This window comes from Enterococcus sp. DIV0660C, assembly GCF_017316125.1.
In the GTDB taxonomy this organism is placed as follows: domain Bacteria; phylum Bacillota; class Bacilli; order Lactobacillales; family Enterococcaceae; genus Enterococcus_B.
The window spans coordinates 72,238-90,151 of sequence record NZ_JAFLWA010000010.1 but is presented as its reverse complement, the minus strand read 5'-3'; the positions used below and the strand labels follow the sequence as shown (position 1 = coordinate 90,151).

Genomic DNA, 17,914 nt, shown 5'->3' with positions numbered 1-17,914 from the left:
GAAATAATTATGAATCCATATACATGGGAAATTGAGCCACCACAAAAAATTGAGAAGTAAAAAGTAGAAAGAAATCGGAGGGAAAATATCATGATGAGAAATTTCAACCTAGAAAAAATTATAAAAATAATGTTGCTAAGTATGTTGTTAACATTAGTATCCCCCGCAGTGACTAATATTGTATATGCTGAAACAGATAGTCAACCTAAAGAGACTGAAGTAAACAACCCTGAAAATGTAAATAAATCTTTTGATAAAATGCAATCGATTGCGTCTCAATCACAAGAAATTACTAGTCCAACAGTTATTGAGACGATGAAAAATAACACATTAAATTCTATCAAAGAAAAAAAACTAATTCTTAATGGACAAAATATTAATTTACTTTGGAATGACTCAAAATTTTTATCTATAGATGAAGAAGAGACAAATTATAAGTCCATCTCTGTACCAATAGAAGGGAAAGAATACAGTTACTTTAGTAATTTAACAGTAGTATTTGATAAAAATGAAAATGTAGTAACTTATTCAGAAAGTTTAATCACAAAAAATCAAGTAAATAAGTTTGTTATTGATACTTACATTGAAGGTAAAAAAGTTAGCACTCAAAATACGGATATAGATTATATAAGTAATTCTAAATTAAAAGAAGGCTTGTTCAGTCTTAAACAAAGTGTGAAAGAAAGTAAAAATGTAAATACTAGAGGTATCGGAGCAATCGCAGGATGTATAGCGGCAATCGCAGGAATAAACGGAACAATAGCATATTTGATTGCAGGAACTTGCATTGCAGCATGTCCAGCTGTTGCACCGATTTGTGCAGCTTGTATAGCAGGTGTTTGTACAATAGGCGCTGCAGATATTGGTGGGGTCATTGCTTGTTTTAAATTATAATGAGGGAGAGTGGTTAAATTGTGATAGGAAAGAAGAAAAAGATTATTTTCTTATTGTTTGTTATTATTTTAATGAGTGGTGAAACATATTTTTACGCTAATCAAAAAGAAAAAAATTTCAATCCCTTGAATAGTATAAATAGTAATCAAATTCAAAAGCTAATTGATAATACCGATACTGGATACATTTATATTGGTAGACCTACATGTGAAGAATGTCAGGAATTTCTCCCCAAATTAAGATCTGTTTTAATAAAAAAAAGACAAAAAGTATTTTATTATAACACTGATAATGCCCGTAAGGAAAATCAAGACAAACTTGTAAAAGAATTAAATAATTTAAACGTAAAGATAGTACCAACAATTCTTTATATGAAAAAAGGAAAGATAGACGAGAAATTAGAAGGCTCTACTAATAAAAGTGAGATTGAAAAGTTTTTAGCGTACGAATAAAACTGTTGGTTAGAGAAGGTGTAGACTCTGGAAAAAAAATCTAAATTAATATTTTTTGTTGGGATTTGTAATTTTATATTGGCCATCTATTGGTTAATCTCGAATTTCAATGAAATGCATCCACAAGATATTTTTATAATTGGTTGGCTTATCGTAAATTTTATTTTCCTACTTAGTAGTACTATAAAAAAATAGTTCGAGAACAGGGGTAAAAATAAAAAATAGTTGAATACTGTAACCACAATAAAAGAAAACCGCTAGAAAACCTATAAATTAGGCATTTCTAGCGGTTTCTTTTTTTATTCCCACTCCACAGTTGCAGGTGGCTTAGAAGTAATATCGTACACAATACGGTTTACGTGTGCGACTTCATTTACGATGCGGACAGAGATTTTTTGTAAGACATCCCAAGGAATACGAGCAAAGTCAGCTGTCATTCCGTCAATTGAAGTAACGGCACGGATACCGACTGTGTAATCATACGTACGTCCATCACCCATAACACCAACTGAACGGATGCCAGGTAAGACAGTAAAGTATTGCCAGATATCACGGTCAAGTCCAGCTGCTGCAATTTCTTCACGCAAGATAGCATCTGATTCACGAACGATTTCTAATTTTTCTTCGCTAATTTCACCTAAGACACGGATACCAAGACCAGGTCCAGGGAATGGTTGGCGCCAAACGATAGAGTCAGGCATTCCAAGTTGAGTACCTAATTCACGTACTTCATCTTTGAAGAGTGTATTCAGAGGTTCAATTAATTCAAATTGCATATCTTCAGGTAACCCACCAACATTGTGGTGAGATTTGATTGTTTGAGCTGTTTCAGTTCCACTCTCGATAACATCAGTATAAAGTGTTCCTTGCGCTAAGAAAGAAATACCTTCTTCGCCAGCCAATTTGGTTGCTTCATCATCAAAAACATAAACAAATTCATTCCCAATGATTTTACGTTTTTGCTCAGGATCAGAAACACCTTTTAGTTTGTTTAAGAAACGTTCACGTGCATCTACTTTAATGATATTTAAGCCAAATTTTCCACCTAAGCTTTCCATTACTTGATCTGCTTCGTTTTTACGTAACAAACCGTGGTCAACAAAGATTGATGTTAATTGGTCACCAATTGCTTTTTGTAAAAGAACACCGACAACACTAGAATCGACTCCGCCAGAAAGGCCAAGTAAAACTTTTTTGTCGCCAACTTGTTCACGGATTTTTTCAACTTGCATATCAATAAAGCTATCCATTGACCAATCACCTTGGCAGTGGCAGACATCGAATGCAAAGTGACGTAATAATTCGATTCCGTATTCAGAATGACGCACTTCAGCATGGAATTGGATTCCATAAAAGTTACGCGTAGTATCTTGAATCGATGCGATAGGACAGTCTTTACTTGTACCAACGATTTCAAAACCTTCGGGAACTTTTGTTACGAGGTCACCATGACTCATCCAAACAGTCTGTTCTTTTGGTGTATCACTAAATAACACAGCATCATCTGTTGTAACTTCCAATAAAGCTTTTCCGTATTCACGGTTTTTAGCAGGTTCAACTTTCCCACCAAGATTGTACGTAATTAACTGCATTCCGTAACAAATTCCTAATACAGGTATACCTAAATTGAAAATCTCAGGATCAATGCTAAAAGCACCTTCGTCATAAACACTGTTTGGTCCACCAGAAAGGATAATTCCTTTTGGATTCATAGCTTTAACTTCTTCTGCAGTAATTCGGTGGCTCAATAATTCAGAAAAGACTCCTAGATCACGGATGCGTCGTGTAATCAATTGATTATACTGGCTACCATAATCTAATACGATAATCTTTTCAACGTTCGTCATATCGGCAACGTTTGTCACATTTATTACCCCTATCCATTTAAATTTATCTCAAAATAGTTTTACTATTTTAAAATGCTAATATTTGCGCATGAAAATCGAATCAATGATATGATTTTCAGTTTTATGGAGAATTATATCCGCTCTACCACGTGTAGGCAAGATATATTCCTCTAAATTTTTCAAATTCACATTTTTCCAGACTTCTTTAGCCATTTTAAAGGCATCTTCACGATTACCGATTGCAAAACGATAATAATAATTCTCAGGATTTTGAAAAGCTGTGTCTAACAGCGCTGCAAAACGATCAAGATACCATTTTTCAATCAAATCAGGTTCAGCATCAACAAAAACAGAAAAATCAAAAAAGTCACTAACATAAATTTGTTGGTTAGCTGGGAGTTGTAAGGTATTGATTCCTTCAACTATTAAGATATCTGGTTGCTGGATGACTTCATACTCGTCAGGAATAATGTCATAAACATCATGAGAGTAAATTGGAACTTTCAGCTCATCTTTTCCGGACTTCACTTGATTTAAAAAATCAATTAGCATTTCCATATCATAGCTTTCAGGAAATCCTTTACGATCCATGATTCCTTTTTCACGCAAGACCTTATTAGGATACAAAAAACCATCAGTCGTAATCAATTGAACGTTCCGTCGTTTTAACGTACGCGACAAAATCGTTTGTAACAAGCGTGCAGTTGTACTTTTTCCGACAGCAACACTCCCTGCAATTCCAATAATGAAAGGTGACACAGGTACATATTTATGGAGAAAGAGTCCTTTACTTAATGATAAAGATTCGAATTCTTTCATATAAAGATGAATGAGGTGCGTTAAAGGAACATAAATATCTTGAACATCTTGCATCGAGATTCGATCATTCAAGCTTTTGATACTGTCTAGTTCCGCTTGTGTCAGTGGTGCTTGTCCATTACGATAAAATTCTTGCCATTCTTCCCTTGCAATACGATAGTAGTTCATTGGGTCGTTCATAATAGCCTCCTGCGTTCTCTCCCGTCAATGGATTTATTCTAACATAAAATAGTGTTAAACCCTACCTCTTATAAAGGGAATGAAGAGACTTTTTCACGAATTTAGAAACATAGCTTTAACCTATCAGTTTGATTTGTTAAAATCAAAGAAAGAAACAGCTGAAACAAAGAAACTTGAAACGAAAGAGCGCTTGTTTGTTTTCAATGAAAACGGTAGACTATGTACAGCAAAGACAGAAGAAGGATGGAAAAGATGACAGATCATTATTATACAGAGCGTCCCAATGTTGCCCATGACTTTGAGCAATGGTCGTTTGAATTAAAAGGGAAATTATTTCACTTTGTGACAGATGCTGGCGTATTTTCACGTGAAACGGTGGACTATGGTTCGCGTGTGTTAATCGACGCGTTTGATTGGCAAGAAATCCCAGCTAAAGGAAACGTCTTAGATGTTGGCTGTGGTTATGGACCCATTGGATTAGCCATTGCATATGCCAGCCAACGTATGGTTGAAATGGTAGACATTAATTTACGTGCAGTGGAATTAGCACAAGGAAATGCGAATCGTAATCAACTGGCGAACGTGGACATTCATCAATCAAATATTTACGAAAACGTGCATCAAGAAAAATATGCAGCGATTATTAGCAATCCACCTATTCGTGCTGGAAAAAAAGTTGTTCACGAAATATTGACAGGTGCCTATCCGCTCTTAGAAACTGGTGGAACGCTAACAATTGTCATCCAGAAAAAACAAGGCGCACCAAGCGCACAAAAGAAAATGGAAGAAACTTTTGGTAACGCAACAATTGTTACCAAAGATAAAGGTTATTACATTATTAAAAGTGTAAAAGAATAAGTTTGGTTATCGATTATTATTGCAAGGGACATTCAACTTTCGAATATTCCTTGCAATTTTTTTGTCCAAAAATTATTTTCATTTTAAGAAAGTGCTATCAATTAACTATTTTTTTAGAAAAGGTTTTGTTACACTGATTAAAAGTTCAAGTTGAGGAGGAGAAAAAGTGAAGTTAACAATTAGAGATATTGCGGAGATGGCTGGTGTATCAGTTACAACTGTTTCGCAAATTTTGAATAATAAAGGTAGTCGCTTTAGTGACAAAACTAGAAAAAAAGTTTTGAATATTGTCAATGAACATCATTATAAGCCAGATTATTTTGCTTCAAATGTAATCAACCGACATTCAAAAACAATTGGAATGATTGTTCCAGATGTAACAGACTTTTTTTTCTCGAAACTAATTGAAGGTGTCGAAAGCTATTTAAATCCACTTGGATATATAATTATGTTGTGTAATTCAAGACACAAACAAGAAAATGAAATCAAATATTTACGTGAGTTGGCGCATCGTTCAGTGGATGGGATTTTATTAGCTACGCCAAACGTTTTACCAGAGGCCTATGCGCTAGACAGTGGATTTTATAAAAATATGCCGATTATTTTGATTGATCGTGGCTTAAACCGTCGAGATAGTGGTCGTTTAATTGTCAAAGAATATGAGGGAGCGTATCAAGCTGTTTCACTATTTATCAAACAAGGACACACAAAAATCGGTATGTTAAAAGAAACAACTGGCTATTATCAACTAGAAGAGCGTTTCAATGGTTACCGACATGCACTAAAAGATCATGGACTACCATTTAATGGGAAATTCGTTGAGCATGGCGAATTAACGGTTCAAGGTGGATACGATGCGACTAAAAAATTATTGGAACACAAAGATATTACAGCAATTTTTTGTGGAAATGATGCAATGGCAATTGGTTGTTATCAGGCCATTCATGAAATGGGCAAGACAATTCCTGATGACATTTCAGTTATTGGCTTTGATGGATTAAAATTATCTGAGTACATGATTCCACAATTAACAACTGTACAACAACCTAGTTTTGATATTGGATTTTATGCAGCTCGTTTTCTAATCGATACAATTGAATTCCCTCAACGCAAAGTTCCGAACAAAGTCTTCGAGACAAAATTAATTATTCGTGAGAGCGTAAAAGCATTGACAAATAGCTAAGTGGGCGTTATATTGCTTATGTAAGTGTTTACAAATGCAGGGTAAAGCCTTTTGCGTTTTTAGTAAACCAGTTTACTAAAGTGGTTTACCTTTTATGAAAATAATGTATAATACCGAATGAAGGCTAGGAGGATCAAGCGATGCGAATGGTAGATTTGATTGAAAAAAAGAGGGATGGAAAAACCTTAACAAAGGATGAGATTGATTACATAATTACTAATTATACAGACAATCAAATTCCGGATTATCAGCTCAGCGCATTATTGATGACAATCTTTTATCAAGATATGACTGATGAAGAAATTACAAATATGACTTTAGCAATGGCAAATTCTGGTGACGTGATCGACCTTAGTTCTTTGAATGGTATTAAAGTTGATAAACATTCTACTGGTGGAGTTGGAGATACGACAACTTTGATCTTAGCGCCGTTAGTTGCAAGTGTGGGCGTGACTGTAGCAAAAATGTCAGGACGTGGGCTTGGATATACTGGTGGAACGTTAGATAAATTAGAGGCGATTCCTGGATTCAAAATTGAACTTTCTGACGAAGAATTTATTCGGATTGTCAATGAAAGTCAAGTTGCTGTTATTGGACAATCAGGAAATTTAGCGCCAGCAGATAAAAAACTATATGCTTTACGTGACGTAACGGCGACTGTTGATTCAATTCCTTTAATTGCTAGTTCAATTATGAGTAAGAAAATTGCAGCTGGTGCGGATGCAATTGTTCTAGATGTAACAACTGGTGACGGAGCTTTCATGAAAAACATTGAAGATGCGAGACGCTTAGCAAAAACAATGACAAGTATTGGCAAACTTGCTAATCGTCAGACAATAGCAGTGATTTCTGATATGTCTGAGCCATTAGGGGAAGCCATCGGAAATAGTTTAGAAGTAGTTGAAGCAATTGAAACATTACAAGGACATGGACCAGAAGACTTGATCGAAATGTGTTACGTATTAGGTAGTCAAATGGTTGTTTTAGCTAAGAAAGCTGATTCCGTGGAAGAAGCGCGTGTGATGCTACAAGAAGCCTTAACTTCTGGTAAAGCCTTAGAAAAATTCAAAGAAATGATTCAAAATCAAGGTGGAGACATTCGAGTAGTTGAAAAACCAGAATTACTTCTGACAGCGCGACATCAAGTAGAACTTCCTGCAAGATCTGCTGGATTAGTTTCTAAAATCGTTGCTAACGAGTTAGGTATCGCAGCAATGATGTTGGGGGCCGGTCGTAAAACGAAAGAAGATGCAATTGATCATGCTGTGGGTTTGAAATTACACAAAAAAATTGGTGATTCAGTACAAGAAGGTGAATCATTATTAACTATTTATAGTAATACAGAAGAGCTTTCACAAGTTATCGAATTATTATATCAAAACATTGAAATTAGTGATTCAGCTACAAAACCAATTTTAGTACACGATATTATTACTGAGTAGGAAGGAAGAAAAAGATGGAATTAAATCGAATGATTGACCACACAATTTTAAAAGCAGATGCGACAGAGGAAGATGTGTTACGCATTATTGAAGAAGCAAAAAAATATCATTTTTATTCTGTATGTATCAATCCAACCTGGGTTTCATTGGCAAAAGAACAGTTAAAGGGTGAACCTGTTGCAGTTTGTACAGTAATCGGTTTTCCTTTAGGAGCAAATACTTCCGCTGTTAAAGCATATGAAACAACAGATGCAATCAATAATGGTGCAGACGAAGTAGATATGGTTATCAATATTGGCGCATTGAAATCAAAACAATTCAATAAGGTTCAAAAAGATATTGAGGCAGTAGTTGAAGCAGCAAAAGATCGCGCACTTGTTAAAGTGATTATTGAAACAGCATTGTTGACAAATGACGAAATTGTCAAAGCTTGTGAACTTGCAAAAATCGCAGGAGCAGATTTTGTTAAAACTTCAACTGGATTTTCAACAGGTGGTGCTAAAGTAGAAGATATACGTTTAATGCGTGCAACTGTTGGTCCAGAAATGGGTGTGAAAGCTTCTGGTGGTATCCATAACGAAGAAGAGGCCGTGGCAATGGTTGAAGCAGGTGCAACACGAATTGGTACAAGTGCTGGAGTTGCTATTATGTCTGGTGCTGTTGGTGAAGGATACTAAAATGAGTGAAGTGACAAAACAAGAATGGATTGACATTGCGGTAGCAGCACTCGACAAAGCATATGTTCCGTATTCACATTTTCCAGTGGGTGCATGTCTAGTAACTGATACAGGGAAGATGTATCAAGGTGTAAATATTGAAAATGCTTCTTTTGGATTAACAAATTGTGCTGAACGAACGGCATTTTTCAAAGCTGTATCAGAAGGCGAGAAACAATTTTCTCATTTGGTTGTTGCTGGTCACACACCAGAACCAATTTCACCATGTGGGGCTTGTCGTCAAGTGATGGCAGAATTTTGCTCACCAGAAATGCCAGTCACGTTGGTCGGTGATGAAGGTGTGACAAAAACGATGACGGTTAGAGAACTACTACCGTATGCATTCACAGAAAAAGATCTATAACCTACGTTCATTCAGTCAGCTGACTGTTGAAAAAACAATTATTTTAGGGGGCTTTACAGAAATGAAAAAAGCAAAATTATTTGGTTTGGGTGCCGTAGCATTAACAGCTGGATTACTTCTATCTGCATGTGGCAATGGCAATAGTGGAACAGATTCAACTGATGGTGGAAGTTCATCAGCAGGAACAACTGCAGCATTAATCACAGATACAGGCGGTGTCGACGACCGTTCATTCAACCAGTCAGCTTGGGAAGGTCTAGAAGCTTGGGGTAAAGAACACAAGCTTTCACGTGGAAACGATGGTTACCAATATTTCCAATCTTCAAATGAATCAGATTATATTCCAAATATCGACCAAGCTTTAACAGCGGGATTCCAAACAATCTTTGGAATTGGGTATAAATTACAACCTGCTATTAAAGAACAAGCAACAAATAATCCTGAAACAAACTTTGTTATTATCGATGATGTTATTGATGGTGTAGATAACGTAGTTTCTGCAACATTTAAAGATAACGAAGCTTCTTATCTAGCTGGGATTGCTGCAGCTTACACAACTGAAACAAACGTTGTTGGTTTCATTGGTGGAGTAAAAGGTGAAGTTATCGACCGTTTTGATGCTGGATTTACAGCTGGTGTTGAAGCAGGGGCGAAAGAATTAGGTAAAGAAATTGAAGTGAAAAACCAATATGCTGGTGATTTCTCTGCGCCAGATAAAGGACGTTCAATTGCACAAGGTATGTACGCACAAAATGCAGACATTATCTTCCATGCTTCAGGTGGAACTGGTAACGGCGTATTCCAAGAAGCAAAATCATTAAATGAATCTGGCGACAAAAAAGTTTGGGTAATCGGTGTTGACCGTGATCAATCAGACGAAGGTGGCTATACTCTAAACGGCGAAGATAAAAACTTTACATTAACATCTACACTTAAAGGGGTAGGAACTGTTGTTGAAGATTTAGCTCAAAAATCTGCAGATGGTGATTTTCCTGGTGGAGAACATACTGTTTATGGCTTGAAAGAAGATGGTGTTGGCTTAACAAAAGGTCAACTTTCTGATGAAGCACTAAAAGCAGTTGATGCTGCTAAAGAAAAAATCATTGCAGGCGATGTAAAAGTTCCAGAAGTTCCAGAAAGCAAATAATAATTTTTCTATAGCCTTGTTAGACAACTGTTTGACAGGGCTATGGTTTCAATTTTAGTAGTTGTTTGTTTATTCAAGTGGTCAAATTTTGACTATTTGAATAAGGGAACACCCCCTGAAGTGAGTTTACTTCAATTTGCGAGGATAGATTTCCGATAGCCAGAAATCTTTACTCATCGTTGCCCTAGATAGAAATCGTTAGGATGTGAAAAATGTGGTTCAAGAAAATATTGTCATCGAAATGCGGAATATTACCAAGCAGTTTGGAACATTCAAAGCAAATGACAACATCAATTTGCAAGTAAAAGCTGGGGAAATCCATGCGTTACTTGGAGAAAACGGTGCTGGCAAGTCAACATTAATGAACGTTTTATCCGGTCTTTTAGAACCAACATCAGGAGAAATTTTGATGCATGGGAAACAGGTTCAAATCACAAGCCCAACTAAAGCCAATCAATTAGGGATTGGGATGGTTCACCAACATTTTATGTTAGTTGATGCGTTTACTGTTACTGAAAACATAATTTTAGGTAGCGAGCCAAGTCGGATGGGAATCGTTGATCGCAAAAAGGCACGTGAGGAAATTCAAAAAGTATCAGAACAATATGGTCTATCAGTTAACCCGGATGCTTATGTCCGTGATATTTCTGTTGGAATGGAACAGCGTGTCGAGATCTTAAAAACACTTTATCGTGGTGCAGATGTCTTGATCTTTGATGAACCAACAGCTGTTTTAACACCACAAGAAATTGATGAACTAATTTTGATTATGAAAGAGTTAGTTAAAGAAGGTAAATCAATCATTTTGATTACCCATAAATTAGATGAAATTAAAGCAGTAGCGGATCGTTGTACAGTTATTAGACGGGGTCAAGGGATTGGAACTGTTAATGTGAAAGATGTTAGTTCACAACAACTTGCTGACATGATGGTTGGACGTACTGTTTCGTTTAAAACGGATAAAAAAGAGGCTCGTCCTCAAGAAGTTGTCCTGGCAATTGAAGATTTAGTTGTAAATGAAAATCGGGGATTAGAGGCAGTGAAAAGTCTGAGTCTTGAAGTTCGTGCTGGAGAAGTTTTAGGAATCGCGGGAATTGATGGTAATGGGCAATCTGAGTTGATTCAAGCATTAACAGGCTTACGAAAAGTTGAAAGTGGCAGTATTCGCTTAAAGGGTGAGGAAATCAGTAACAAACGTCCGCGGAAAATTACGGAGTCTGGTGTCGGGCATGTTCCAGAGGATCGTCATAAATATGGTTTAATTTTAGACATGACATTGTCAGAAAATATTGCTCTCCAAACGTATTACCAAGCTCCTTATAGTAAAGGTGGGCTATTAAATTATTCAGTTATCAATGAACATGCAAGAGACTTGATTGATGAATATGATGTGCGAACAACGAATGAATTAGTTCCTGCTAAGGCTTTATCAGGTGGAAATCAGCAAAAAGCAATTATTGCACGTGAAATTGATCGCGACCCTGATTTGCTGATTGTTGCGAATCCAACACGTGGATTAGACGTAGGTGCTATTGAATTTATCCATAAGCGTTTGATCGAGCAAAGAGATAAGTTTAAAGCAGTGTTGTTAGTCAGCTTTGAATTAGAAGAAATTTTAAATGTATCTGATCGAATTGCCGTGCTTCACCAAGGTAAAATCGTTGGAATTGTTAATCCAAAAGAAACATCTGAAAATGAATTGGGACTATTAATGGCGGGCTATTCTTTAGAGGAAGCAAGAAAAGAGTTAGAAAAGGCGGGTGGCGCACATGAATGATCGTAGCGAAAAACTCCGTAATTTACTTGTACCTATTTTTTCAGTAATTTTAGGATTAATTTTAGGTGCATTATTGATGGCAGCTTTTGGATATAATCCAATTCAAGGCTATTCTTCTATGTTGGAAGCTGCGCTAGGTTCACAACGAAGTATTGGTGAAACTTTACGACAAGCAACACCGCTTATCTTTACAGCATTAGGATTTTCAGTGGCGAATTCAGCGGGATTCTTTAATATCGGGCTTTCTGGACAAGCGCTATGTGGTTGGATCGTTAGTGTGTGGTTCGCGTTGGCTTTTCCAGATTTACCAAAAGTGATTTTGCTTCCAGCTTGTGTCATCTTAGGCGCTTTGGCTGGTGCAATGGCCGCGGCGATTCCCGGCTTGTTGCGTGCGTTCTTTGGAACCAGTGAAGTAATTGTCACGATTATGATGAATTATATTTTATTATATTTAAGCACTTATGCTTTACATGACGTAATGCCAGAAAGTTATCGTTCAAGTTTGGATTCATCAAATCTAATTAGTCAAAATGCTTCATTAAGAGTTCCTTGGCTAACTCAAATGTTTGGTGGCTCACGAGTAAACGCTGGTTTATTCTTAGCTTTGATTGCTTTGTTCCTTGTATGGTTACTTATGAAAAAGACTACTTTAGGTTATGAAATTCGTTCCGTTGGACTAAATCCTTTTGCATCAGAATATGCGGGGATGAGTAGCAAACGAACAATTGTTTTATCCATGGTTATTTCTGGAACACTTGCAGGATTAGGGGGCGTAGTTGAAGGTTTGGGAACGTACCAAAACTTCTTTGTTCAAACAACTTCTTTAGCAATTGGATTTGACGGAATGGCAGTATCTTTATTGGGATCTGGTTCAGCAATTGGTGTGTTGTTATCAGCAATTTTATTCAGTATTTTGAAAATTGGTGGTTTGGGCATGCAAACAGGCGCCGGTGTGCCATTTGAAATCGTGAATGTATCGATTGCATTGATTATCTTCTTCATTGGTATTAATTTCTTAATTCGCTTGATTATGGCAAAATTTTTCCAAGGTAAAAAACAAGTAGCTGTAGTTGAAACAATTGAATCTAAATCAACGCATCAAGATCAAGAAGGAGGGAATTTATAATGACAGCTGTAGAATTGATTGCTCTAATCCTTACGTCAACATTAGTTTATTCCACACCTTTGATTTTGACATCGTTAGGTGGAACGTTTTCTGAACGAAGCGGAATCGTTAACGTTGGTTTAGAAGGAATTATGGTAATGGGCGCTTTCAGCTCAATCGTATTCAACTTAACAATGAGTCCATCTTTAGGTGCGATGACGCCTTGGATTGCCATTCTAGTTGGTGGGATAGTTGGTGTTTTATTTTCATTACTTCATGCAGTGGCAACTGTTAGTCTTCGTGCAGACCACATCATTAGTGGTACGGTCATCAACTTGATGGCACCTGCGTTAGGGGTATTCTTAGTTAAAGCATGGTACGGAAAAGGACAAACAGATAACATCACAAGAAATTTGGGCTACTTCTCATTTCCTGGGTTATCAAAAATTCCTGTAATCGGTCCAATTTTCTTTAAAAATACTTTCTTGCCAGCTTATTGTGCCATTTTAATTGCTGTAATTGCTTGGTTTATCATTTTTAAAACAAGATTTGGCTTACGTCTTCGTTCTGTCGGAGAAAATCCACAAGCTGCAGACACTTTAGGTATTAACGTTTATGCGATGCGTTATTCAGGCGTTTTACTTTCAGGTTTATTAGGTGGCATGGGTGGAGCAGTATTTGCTCAATCAATCTCAGGTAATTTCTCTGCTGGAACGATTGTTGGTCAAGGTTTCATCTCGATGGCAGCAATGATTTTTGGTAAGTGGAATCCTTTGGGCGTAATGGGTGCATCACTATTCTTTGGTTTTGCACAAAGTTTGAGTATTATAGGAGCACAGCTTCCAGTAATTTCTTCCATCCCGCCAGTGTTATTACAAATTGCGCCTTACTTGTTAACAATTATCGTCTTAGTTGTTTTCTTAGGACAAGCATCTGGTCCAAAAGCAAATGGAAAGAATTATATCAAATCCAAATAATTTTTAGTTAATAAAAAGGGTGGGACTATGGGAAATGTTTCTTCGTCTCGCCTTTTTTGTTTAGTTTAAAGTAGAAAAGATGAAAAGAAAGAAGGAATCGAAATGTTTAAACGCGTACACTTAATTGTAATGGATTCAGTCGGAATTGGGGAAGCACCTGATGCAGACAAATTTAACGATGTTGGGTCAGATACTCTAGGGCATATTGCAAAAGAAGCAGGTTTAACAATTCCTCACCTAGAAAATTTAGGTTTAGGTACGATTCGACCATTAGACGGTGTAAAGGCTGTAGCTGATCACCAAGGCTATGCAACAAAATTAGAAGAAGTTTCTGTTGGTAAAGATACTATGACAGGGCATTGGGAAATTATGGGATTGAATATCAAGACACCATTTCGGGTATTTCCTAATGGATTTCCTGATGAGCTATTACAACAAATTGAAGAGTTTTCTGGACGAAAAATCGTTTGTAACAAGCCTTATAGCGGAACAGCTGTAATTGATGATTATGGTGAACATCAAATGAAAACAGGCGACTTGATTGTTTATACGTCTGCAGATCCTGTTTTGCAAATTGCTGCACATGAAGAAATTATTCCTTTGGAAGAGTTGTATCGTATTTGTCAATTTGTTCGCGATATTACGAAAGATGATCCATATATGATTGGCAGAATTATCGCACGTCCTTATATTGGAGAACCAGGAAACTTTACTCGAACAAGTAATCGCCATGACTATGCTCTTGATCCATTTGGTCACACAGTTTTGGACTCATTAAAAGAAGCTGGTAAAGATGTGATCGCTGTTGGTAAAATTAATGATATCTTCAATGGTCAAGGAATCACTCAATCTGTCCGCACTAAAAGTAATATGGATGGTGTAGATCAACTGTTAAATGTGATGAAGCAAGACTTCAATGGATTAAGCTTTACTAATTTAGTAGACTTCGATGCTTTATTTGGTCATCGTCGTGATGTTGTTGGTTACGCACATGCAATAGAAGAATTTGATTTACGTATTCCGGAGTTGCTTGATGCAATGAATGATGATGATTTATTGTTGATTACAGCAGATCACGGAAATGACCCCACATTCCCAGGAACAGATCATACACGTGAATACGTACCATTATTGGCTTATAGTAAAAAAATGAATGAACAAGGAAGTTTACCACAAGGTTACTATGCGGATATCTCAGCAACAATTGCTGAAAACTTTGAAGTACCAGCAACGGAAAATGGTGAAAGCTTCTTAAAATTACTGAAATAATTGTTACTAAAAACCATAACTTAGGAGAAAAAGAATGAAAAAATTAAGCGAAATGTTACAAGAAACAACTCAATTCATCCTTGATAAAGGGGTAAAAGAAATTGAATTTGGTATGATTCTTGGCTCAGGTCTTGGTGAGTTGGCAGATGAAATTGAAGATGCAATTAAGATTCCATATGACACAATTCCTTTCTTCCCAGTTTCAACGGTTGTTGGACATGCGGGACAACTAGTTTACGGTACATTATCAGGTAAAAAAGTTTTAGCGATGCAAGGACGTTTTCATTTTTATGAGGGGCATTCGATGCAAACAGTTACTTATCCAGTCCGAGTGATGGGTGCACTTGGTGCACATTCAGTGATCGTAACAAATGCTTGCGGTGGCGTAAATGAATCTTTTGTACCAGGTGATTTGATGTTGATTAGTGATCACATTAATTTTACAGGCACGAATCCATTGATTGGTCCAAATGAAGATGAAATCGGCCCACGTTTCCCAGATATGAGTCAAGCTTACACACCTGCATACCGAGAATCTGCAAAAGAAGTTGCTAATAAGCTAGGGTTAGACTTAAAAGAAGGTGTTTACATGGGGTATTCAGGTCCGACTTATGAAACGCCAGCAGAAATCAAAATGTCACGTGTCATGGGTGCTGATGCAGTCGGAATGTCGACCGTTCCTGAAGTAATTGTTGCGGCACATGGAGGCTTAAATGTATTAGGTATTTCTTGTATCACGAATTTAGCGGCAGGAATGCAAGCAAATTTAAATCATGAAGAAGTAGTGGAAACAACGGAACGTGTTAAACAATCATTTAAAGCTTTAGTGAAAGAAACACTAGCAGTATTATAAAAAGTGTATTAGTTGAAATTGAAGGAGAGATAAACTGAATGAGTGTTCATATCGAAGCAAAACAAGGTGAAATTGCTGACAAGATTTTACTTCCAGGAGACCCGTTACGTGCAAAATATATTGCAGAAACTTTTTTAGAAAATCCTGTTTGTTATAATCAAGTTCGTGGAATGCTAGGTTACACAGGAGAGTATAAAGGTGAGCGTGTTTCTGTACAAGGTACAGGGATGGGTATGCCTTCAGCAACGATTTATGCACACGAACTAATTAATTCTTATGGCGTGAAAAAATTAATCCGCGTGGGGACTTGTGGTGCATTATCAACCGATGTCCATGTGAGAGATTTAGTGATTGCTCAAGGAGCAGCAACAAGTTCATCTATGATTGAAAAGAATTTTCAGCAATTCCATTTCCCGCCAATTGGTGATTTCGATTTATTATTGAAAGCTTATAAATTTGCTAAAGGAAAAGGGTACACAACTCACGTAGGAAATGTTTTGTCAGAAGATACATTTTATAAAGATGATTTAACTGAAACACTAAAATTAGCTGAACTTGGTGTTCTGGGTGTTGAAATGGAAGCTGCAGCACTTTATTATCTAGGTGCGAAATACAAAGTACAAACGTTAGGAATTATGACAGTTAGTGATCATTTGATTACTGGAGAAGAAACAACGGCACAAGAACGTCAAACAACGTTTAATGAAATGATTGAAGTTGGTTTAGAGACAGCAATCGCAAAATAATTGTAGAAAAAGCTTGGAACGACTATTATTAATATTGGTTCCAAGCTTTTTTAATAAGTAAGGAGGAAAAGAAATGGAAAATTTTCGCTTTGATGTAGCAACAGATATTCGTTTTGGAAAAGATCGTTGGGATGAATTACCAGAGGTCTTAAGTCACTTTGGAAAAAATGTTTTACTTGTTTATGGTGGAGGAAGTATTAAGAAAAATGGTGTTTATCAAAACATTATGAGTCGTCTACAGGATCATGACTTTAATGTAACAGAACTAAGTGGGGTAGAACCCAATCCTCGTATTGAAACAGTTAGAAAAGGGATTGCTCTTTGCCAAGAAAATCAAATTGATGTGATTCTTCCAGTTGGTGGAGGGTCAACGATCGATTGTGCTAAAGTAATTGGTGCAGGTTTTTTCTATGAAGGAGATCCATGGGATTTAGTTATCAAAAAAGCAAGTGTTGGGAAAGTGTTACCCTTAGTAACAGTGTTAACACTTGCAGCAACAGGGAGTGAAATGAATCGAGGAGCAGTCATTTCAAATCCAGAGACCAATCAAAAACTTGGCCTAGGTGGTTGGGAAATGTTACCTAAAGTTTCATTTCTTGATCCAACCACAACATTCACTGTACCAAAGAATCAAACTGCGGCAGGTTCAGCAGATATTTTCAGCCATCTAACTGAAAATTATTTTAAACGGACAACTGGAACAGATATTCAGGATTTCGTTGCAGAAGGGATTTTTAGAACAGTCATTAAAAATTGTCCAATTGCATTGAAATATCCAGACGATTATGATGCACGGGCAAACTTAATGTGGGCTAGTACCTTAGCTTTAAATGGATTAACTGGTAGTGGAAAAACGGGTTCGTGGTCCTGCCATCCAATTGAACATGAGTTGAGTGCATTTTATGATATTACGCACGGCGTTGGCTTAGCCATTTTGACCCCACGCTGGATGAACTATGCATTGAATGAAGAAACTGAAGAAAAATTTGCCCAATTTGCTCGTAACGTGTGGGGAATTCAAGAGTCAGTAAATCATCTTGCTGCAAAAGAAGGAATTCAGAAAACTTATGATTACTTTAAAGCATGTGGTATTCCTATGACTTTACCTGAAGTAGGGATCGATGAAACCAAATTTTCTTTGATGGCAGAACAGGCTGTTAAACACAGCCAAATTGCAACAGATGCGTATGTTCCATTGAACGAACAAGCAGTCGAAGAAATTTTGCGTGAGTGTTTGACAGAATCTAATTATTTATAATTAAAAAAGGAGTGGCGATAAAATCGC

Annotated in this window: 17 protein-coding genes; 15 read left to right on the top strand and 2 right to left on the bottom strand. The window is 36.7% G+C overall.

The features are described 5' to 3' along the window. Nucleotides 1-90 precede the first annotated feature (90 nt). Together DOK81_RS02620 and DOK81_RS02615 are read left to right on the top strand one after the other, a co-directional pair. Nucleotides 91-894, top strand: a complete 804-nt coding sequence (locus DOK81_RS02620) for a hypothetical protein (RefSeq protein ID WP_206907774.1) — start codon at nt 91-93, stop codon at nt 892-894. Nucleotides 895-914: 20 nt separating this feature from the next. Further along, nucleotides 915-1,346, top strand: coding sequence for a thioredoxin family protein (locus DOK81_RS02615; protein WP_206907772.1), 432 nt, complete (start codon nt 915-917; stop codon nt 1,344-1,346). A 299-nt stretch (nt 1,347-1,645) separates the two neighbouring features. Here the strand turns inward: DOK81_RS02615 and guaA are convergent, their stop codons facing one another. Then, the gene (gene guaA, locus DOK81_RS02610) at nt 1,646-3,211 is read right to left on the bottom strand and encodes a glutamine-hydrolyzing GMP synthase (protein ID WP_206907770.1); all 1,566 of its coding nucleotides are present in this window, start codon (nt 3,209-3,211) and stop codon (nt 1,646-1,648) included. A 57-nt stretch (nt 3,212-3,268) separates the two neighbouring features. Continuing rightward, nucleotides 3,269-4,192, bottom strand: coding sequence for a type I pantothenate kinase (gene coaA, locus DOK81_RS02605; RefSeq protein ID WP_206898915.1), 924 nt, complete (start codon nt 4,190-4,192; stop codon nt 3,269-3,271). Between the two features lie 252 nt (nt 4,193-4,444). Here coaA and DOK81_RS02600 point away from each other — a divergent pair, with 252 nt between their 5' ends. From DOK81_RS02600 to DOK81_RS02540, 13 genes are all read left to right on the top strand, one after another. Next, nucleotides 4,445-5,050 carry a class I SAM-dependent methyltransferase gene (locus tag DOK81_RS02600; RefSeq protein ID WP_206907768.1) on the top strand — a complete coding sequence of 202 codons (606 nt, stop codon included), beginning with the start codon at nt 4,445-4,447 and terminating at the stop codon, nt 5,048-5,050. A 166-nt stretch (nt 5,051-5,216) separates the two neighbouring features. After that, nucleotides 5,217-6,233, top strand: a complete 1,017-nt coding sequence (locus tag DOK81_RS02595) for a substrate-binding domain-containing protein (RefSeq protein WP_206907766.1) — start codon at nt 5,217-5,219, stop codon at nt 6,231-6,233. A gap of 140 nt (nt 6,234-6,373) precedes the next feature. Next, nucleotides 6,374-7,675 (top strand): pyrimidine-nucleoside phosphorylase, encoded by a 1,302-nt coding sequence (locus tag DOK81_RS02590; RefSeq protein WP_206907765.1) that lies wholly within the window; start codon nt 6,374-6,376, stop codon nt 7,673-7,675. Nucleotides 7,676-7,689: 14 nt separating this feature from the next. Next, nucleotides 7,690-8,352 (top strand): deoxyribose-phosphate aldolase, encoded by a 663-nt coding sequence (gene deoC / locus DOK81_RS02585; protein ID WP_206907764.1) that lies wholly within the window; start codon nt 7,690-7,692, stop codon nt 8,350-8,352. A gap of 1 nt (nt 8,353) precedes the next feature. Next, a complete protein-coding gene (locus DOK81_RS02580) occupies nt 8,354-8,755 on the top strand; it encodes a cytidine deaminase (RefSeq protein WP_206907763.1) in 402 nt (133 codons plus the stop codon). Between the two features lie 61 nt (nt 8,756-8,816). Continuing rightward, nucleotides 8,817-9,902 carry a BMP family protein gene (locus DOK81_RS02575; protein WP_206907762.1) on the top strand — a complete coding sequence of 362 codons (1,086 nt, stop codon included), beginning with the start codon at nt 8,817-8,819 and terminating at the stop codon, nt 9,900-9,902. 214 nt (nt 9,903-10,116) lie between these two features. Beyond that, the gene (locus tag DOK81_RS02570; RefSeq protein WP_206907761.1) at nt 10,117-11,679 is read left to right on the top strand and encodes an ABC transporter ATP-binding protein; all 1,563 of its coding nucleotides are present in this window, start codon (nt 10,117-10,119) and stop codon (nt 11,677-11,679) included. Continuing rightward, nucleotides 11,672-12,805: an ABC transporter permease gene (locus DOK81_RS02565; RefSeq protein WP_206898907.1), complete on the top strand. Its 1,134-nt coding sequence runs from the start codon at nt 11,672-11,674 to the stop codon at nt 12,803-12,805. The genes DOK81_RS02570 and DOK81_RS02565 overlap by 8 nt, the downstream gene beginning before the upstream one ends. Further along, nucleotides 12,805-13,761: an ABC transporter permease gene (locus DOK81_RS02560; protein ID WP_206907760.1), complete on the top strand. Its 957-nt coding sequence runs from the start codon at nt 12,805-12,807 to the stop codon at nt 13,759-13,761. Before DOK81_RS02565 ends, DOK81_RS02560 begins: the two co-directional genes overlap by 1 nt. 102 nt (nt 13,762-13,863) lie before the next feature. After that, entirely contained in the window at nt 13,864-15,030 is a 1,167-nt protein-coding gene (gene deoB, locus DOK81_RS02555) for a phosphopentomutase (RefSeq protein WP_206907759.1), read from the top strand. Nucleotides 15,031-15,064: 34 nt separating this feature from the next. Further along, complete coding sequence (locus DOK81_RS02550) at nt 15,065-15,883, top strand: purine-nucleoside phosphorylase (protein WP_206907758.1); 819 nt, start codon at nt 15,065-15,067, stop codon at nt 15,881-15,883. A 38-nt stretch (nt 15,884-15,921) separates the two neighbouring features. After that, nucleotides 15,922-16,629: a purine-nucleoside phosphorylase gene (gene deoD, locus DOK81_RS02545; protein ID WP_206907757.1), complete on the top strand. Its 708-nt coding sequence runs from the start codon at nt 15,922-15,924 to the stop codon at nt 16,627-16,629. Nucleotides 16,630-16,702: 73 nt separating this feature from the next. Next, nucleotides 16,703-17,887 (top strand): iron-containing alcohol dehydrogenase, encoded by a 1,185-nt coding sequence (locus DOK81_RS02540; RefSeq protein ID WP_206907756.1) that lies wholly within the window; start codon nt 16,703-16,705, stop codon nt 17,885-17,887. Nucleotides 17,888-17,914 lie beyond the last annotated feature (27 nt).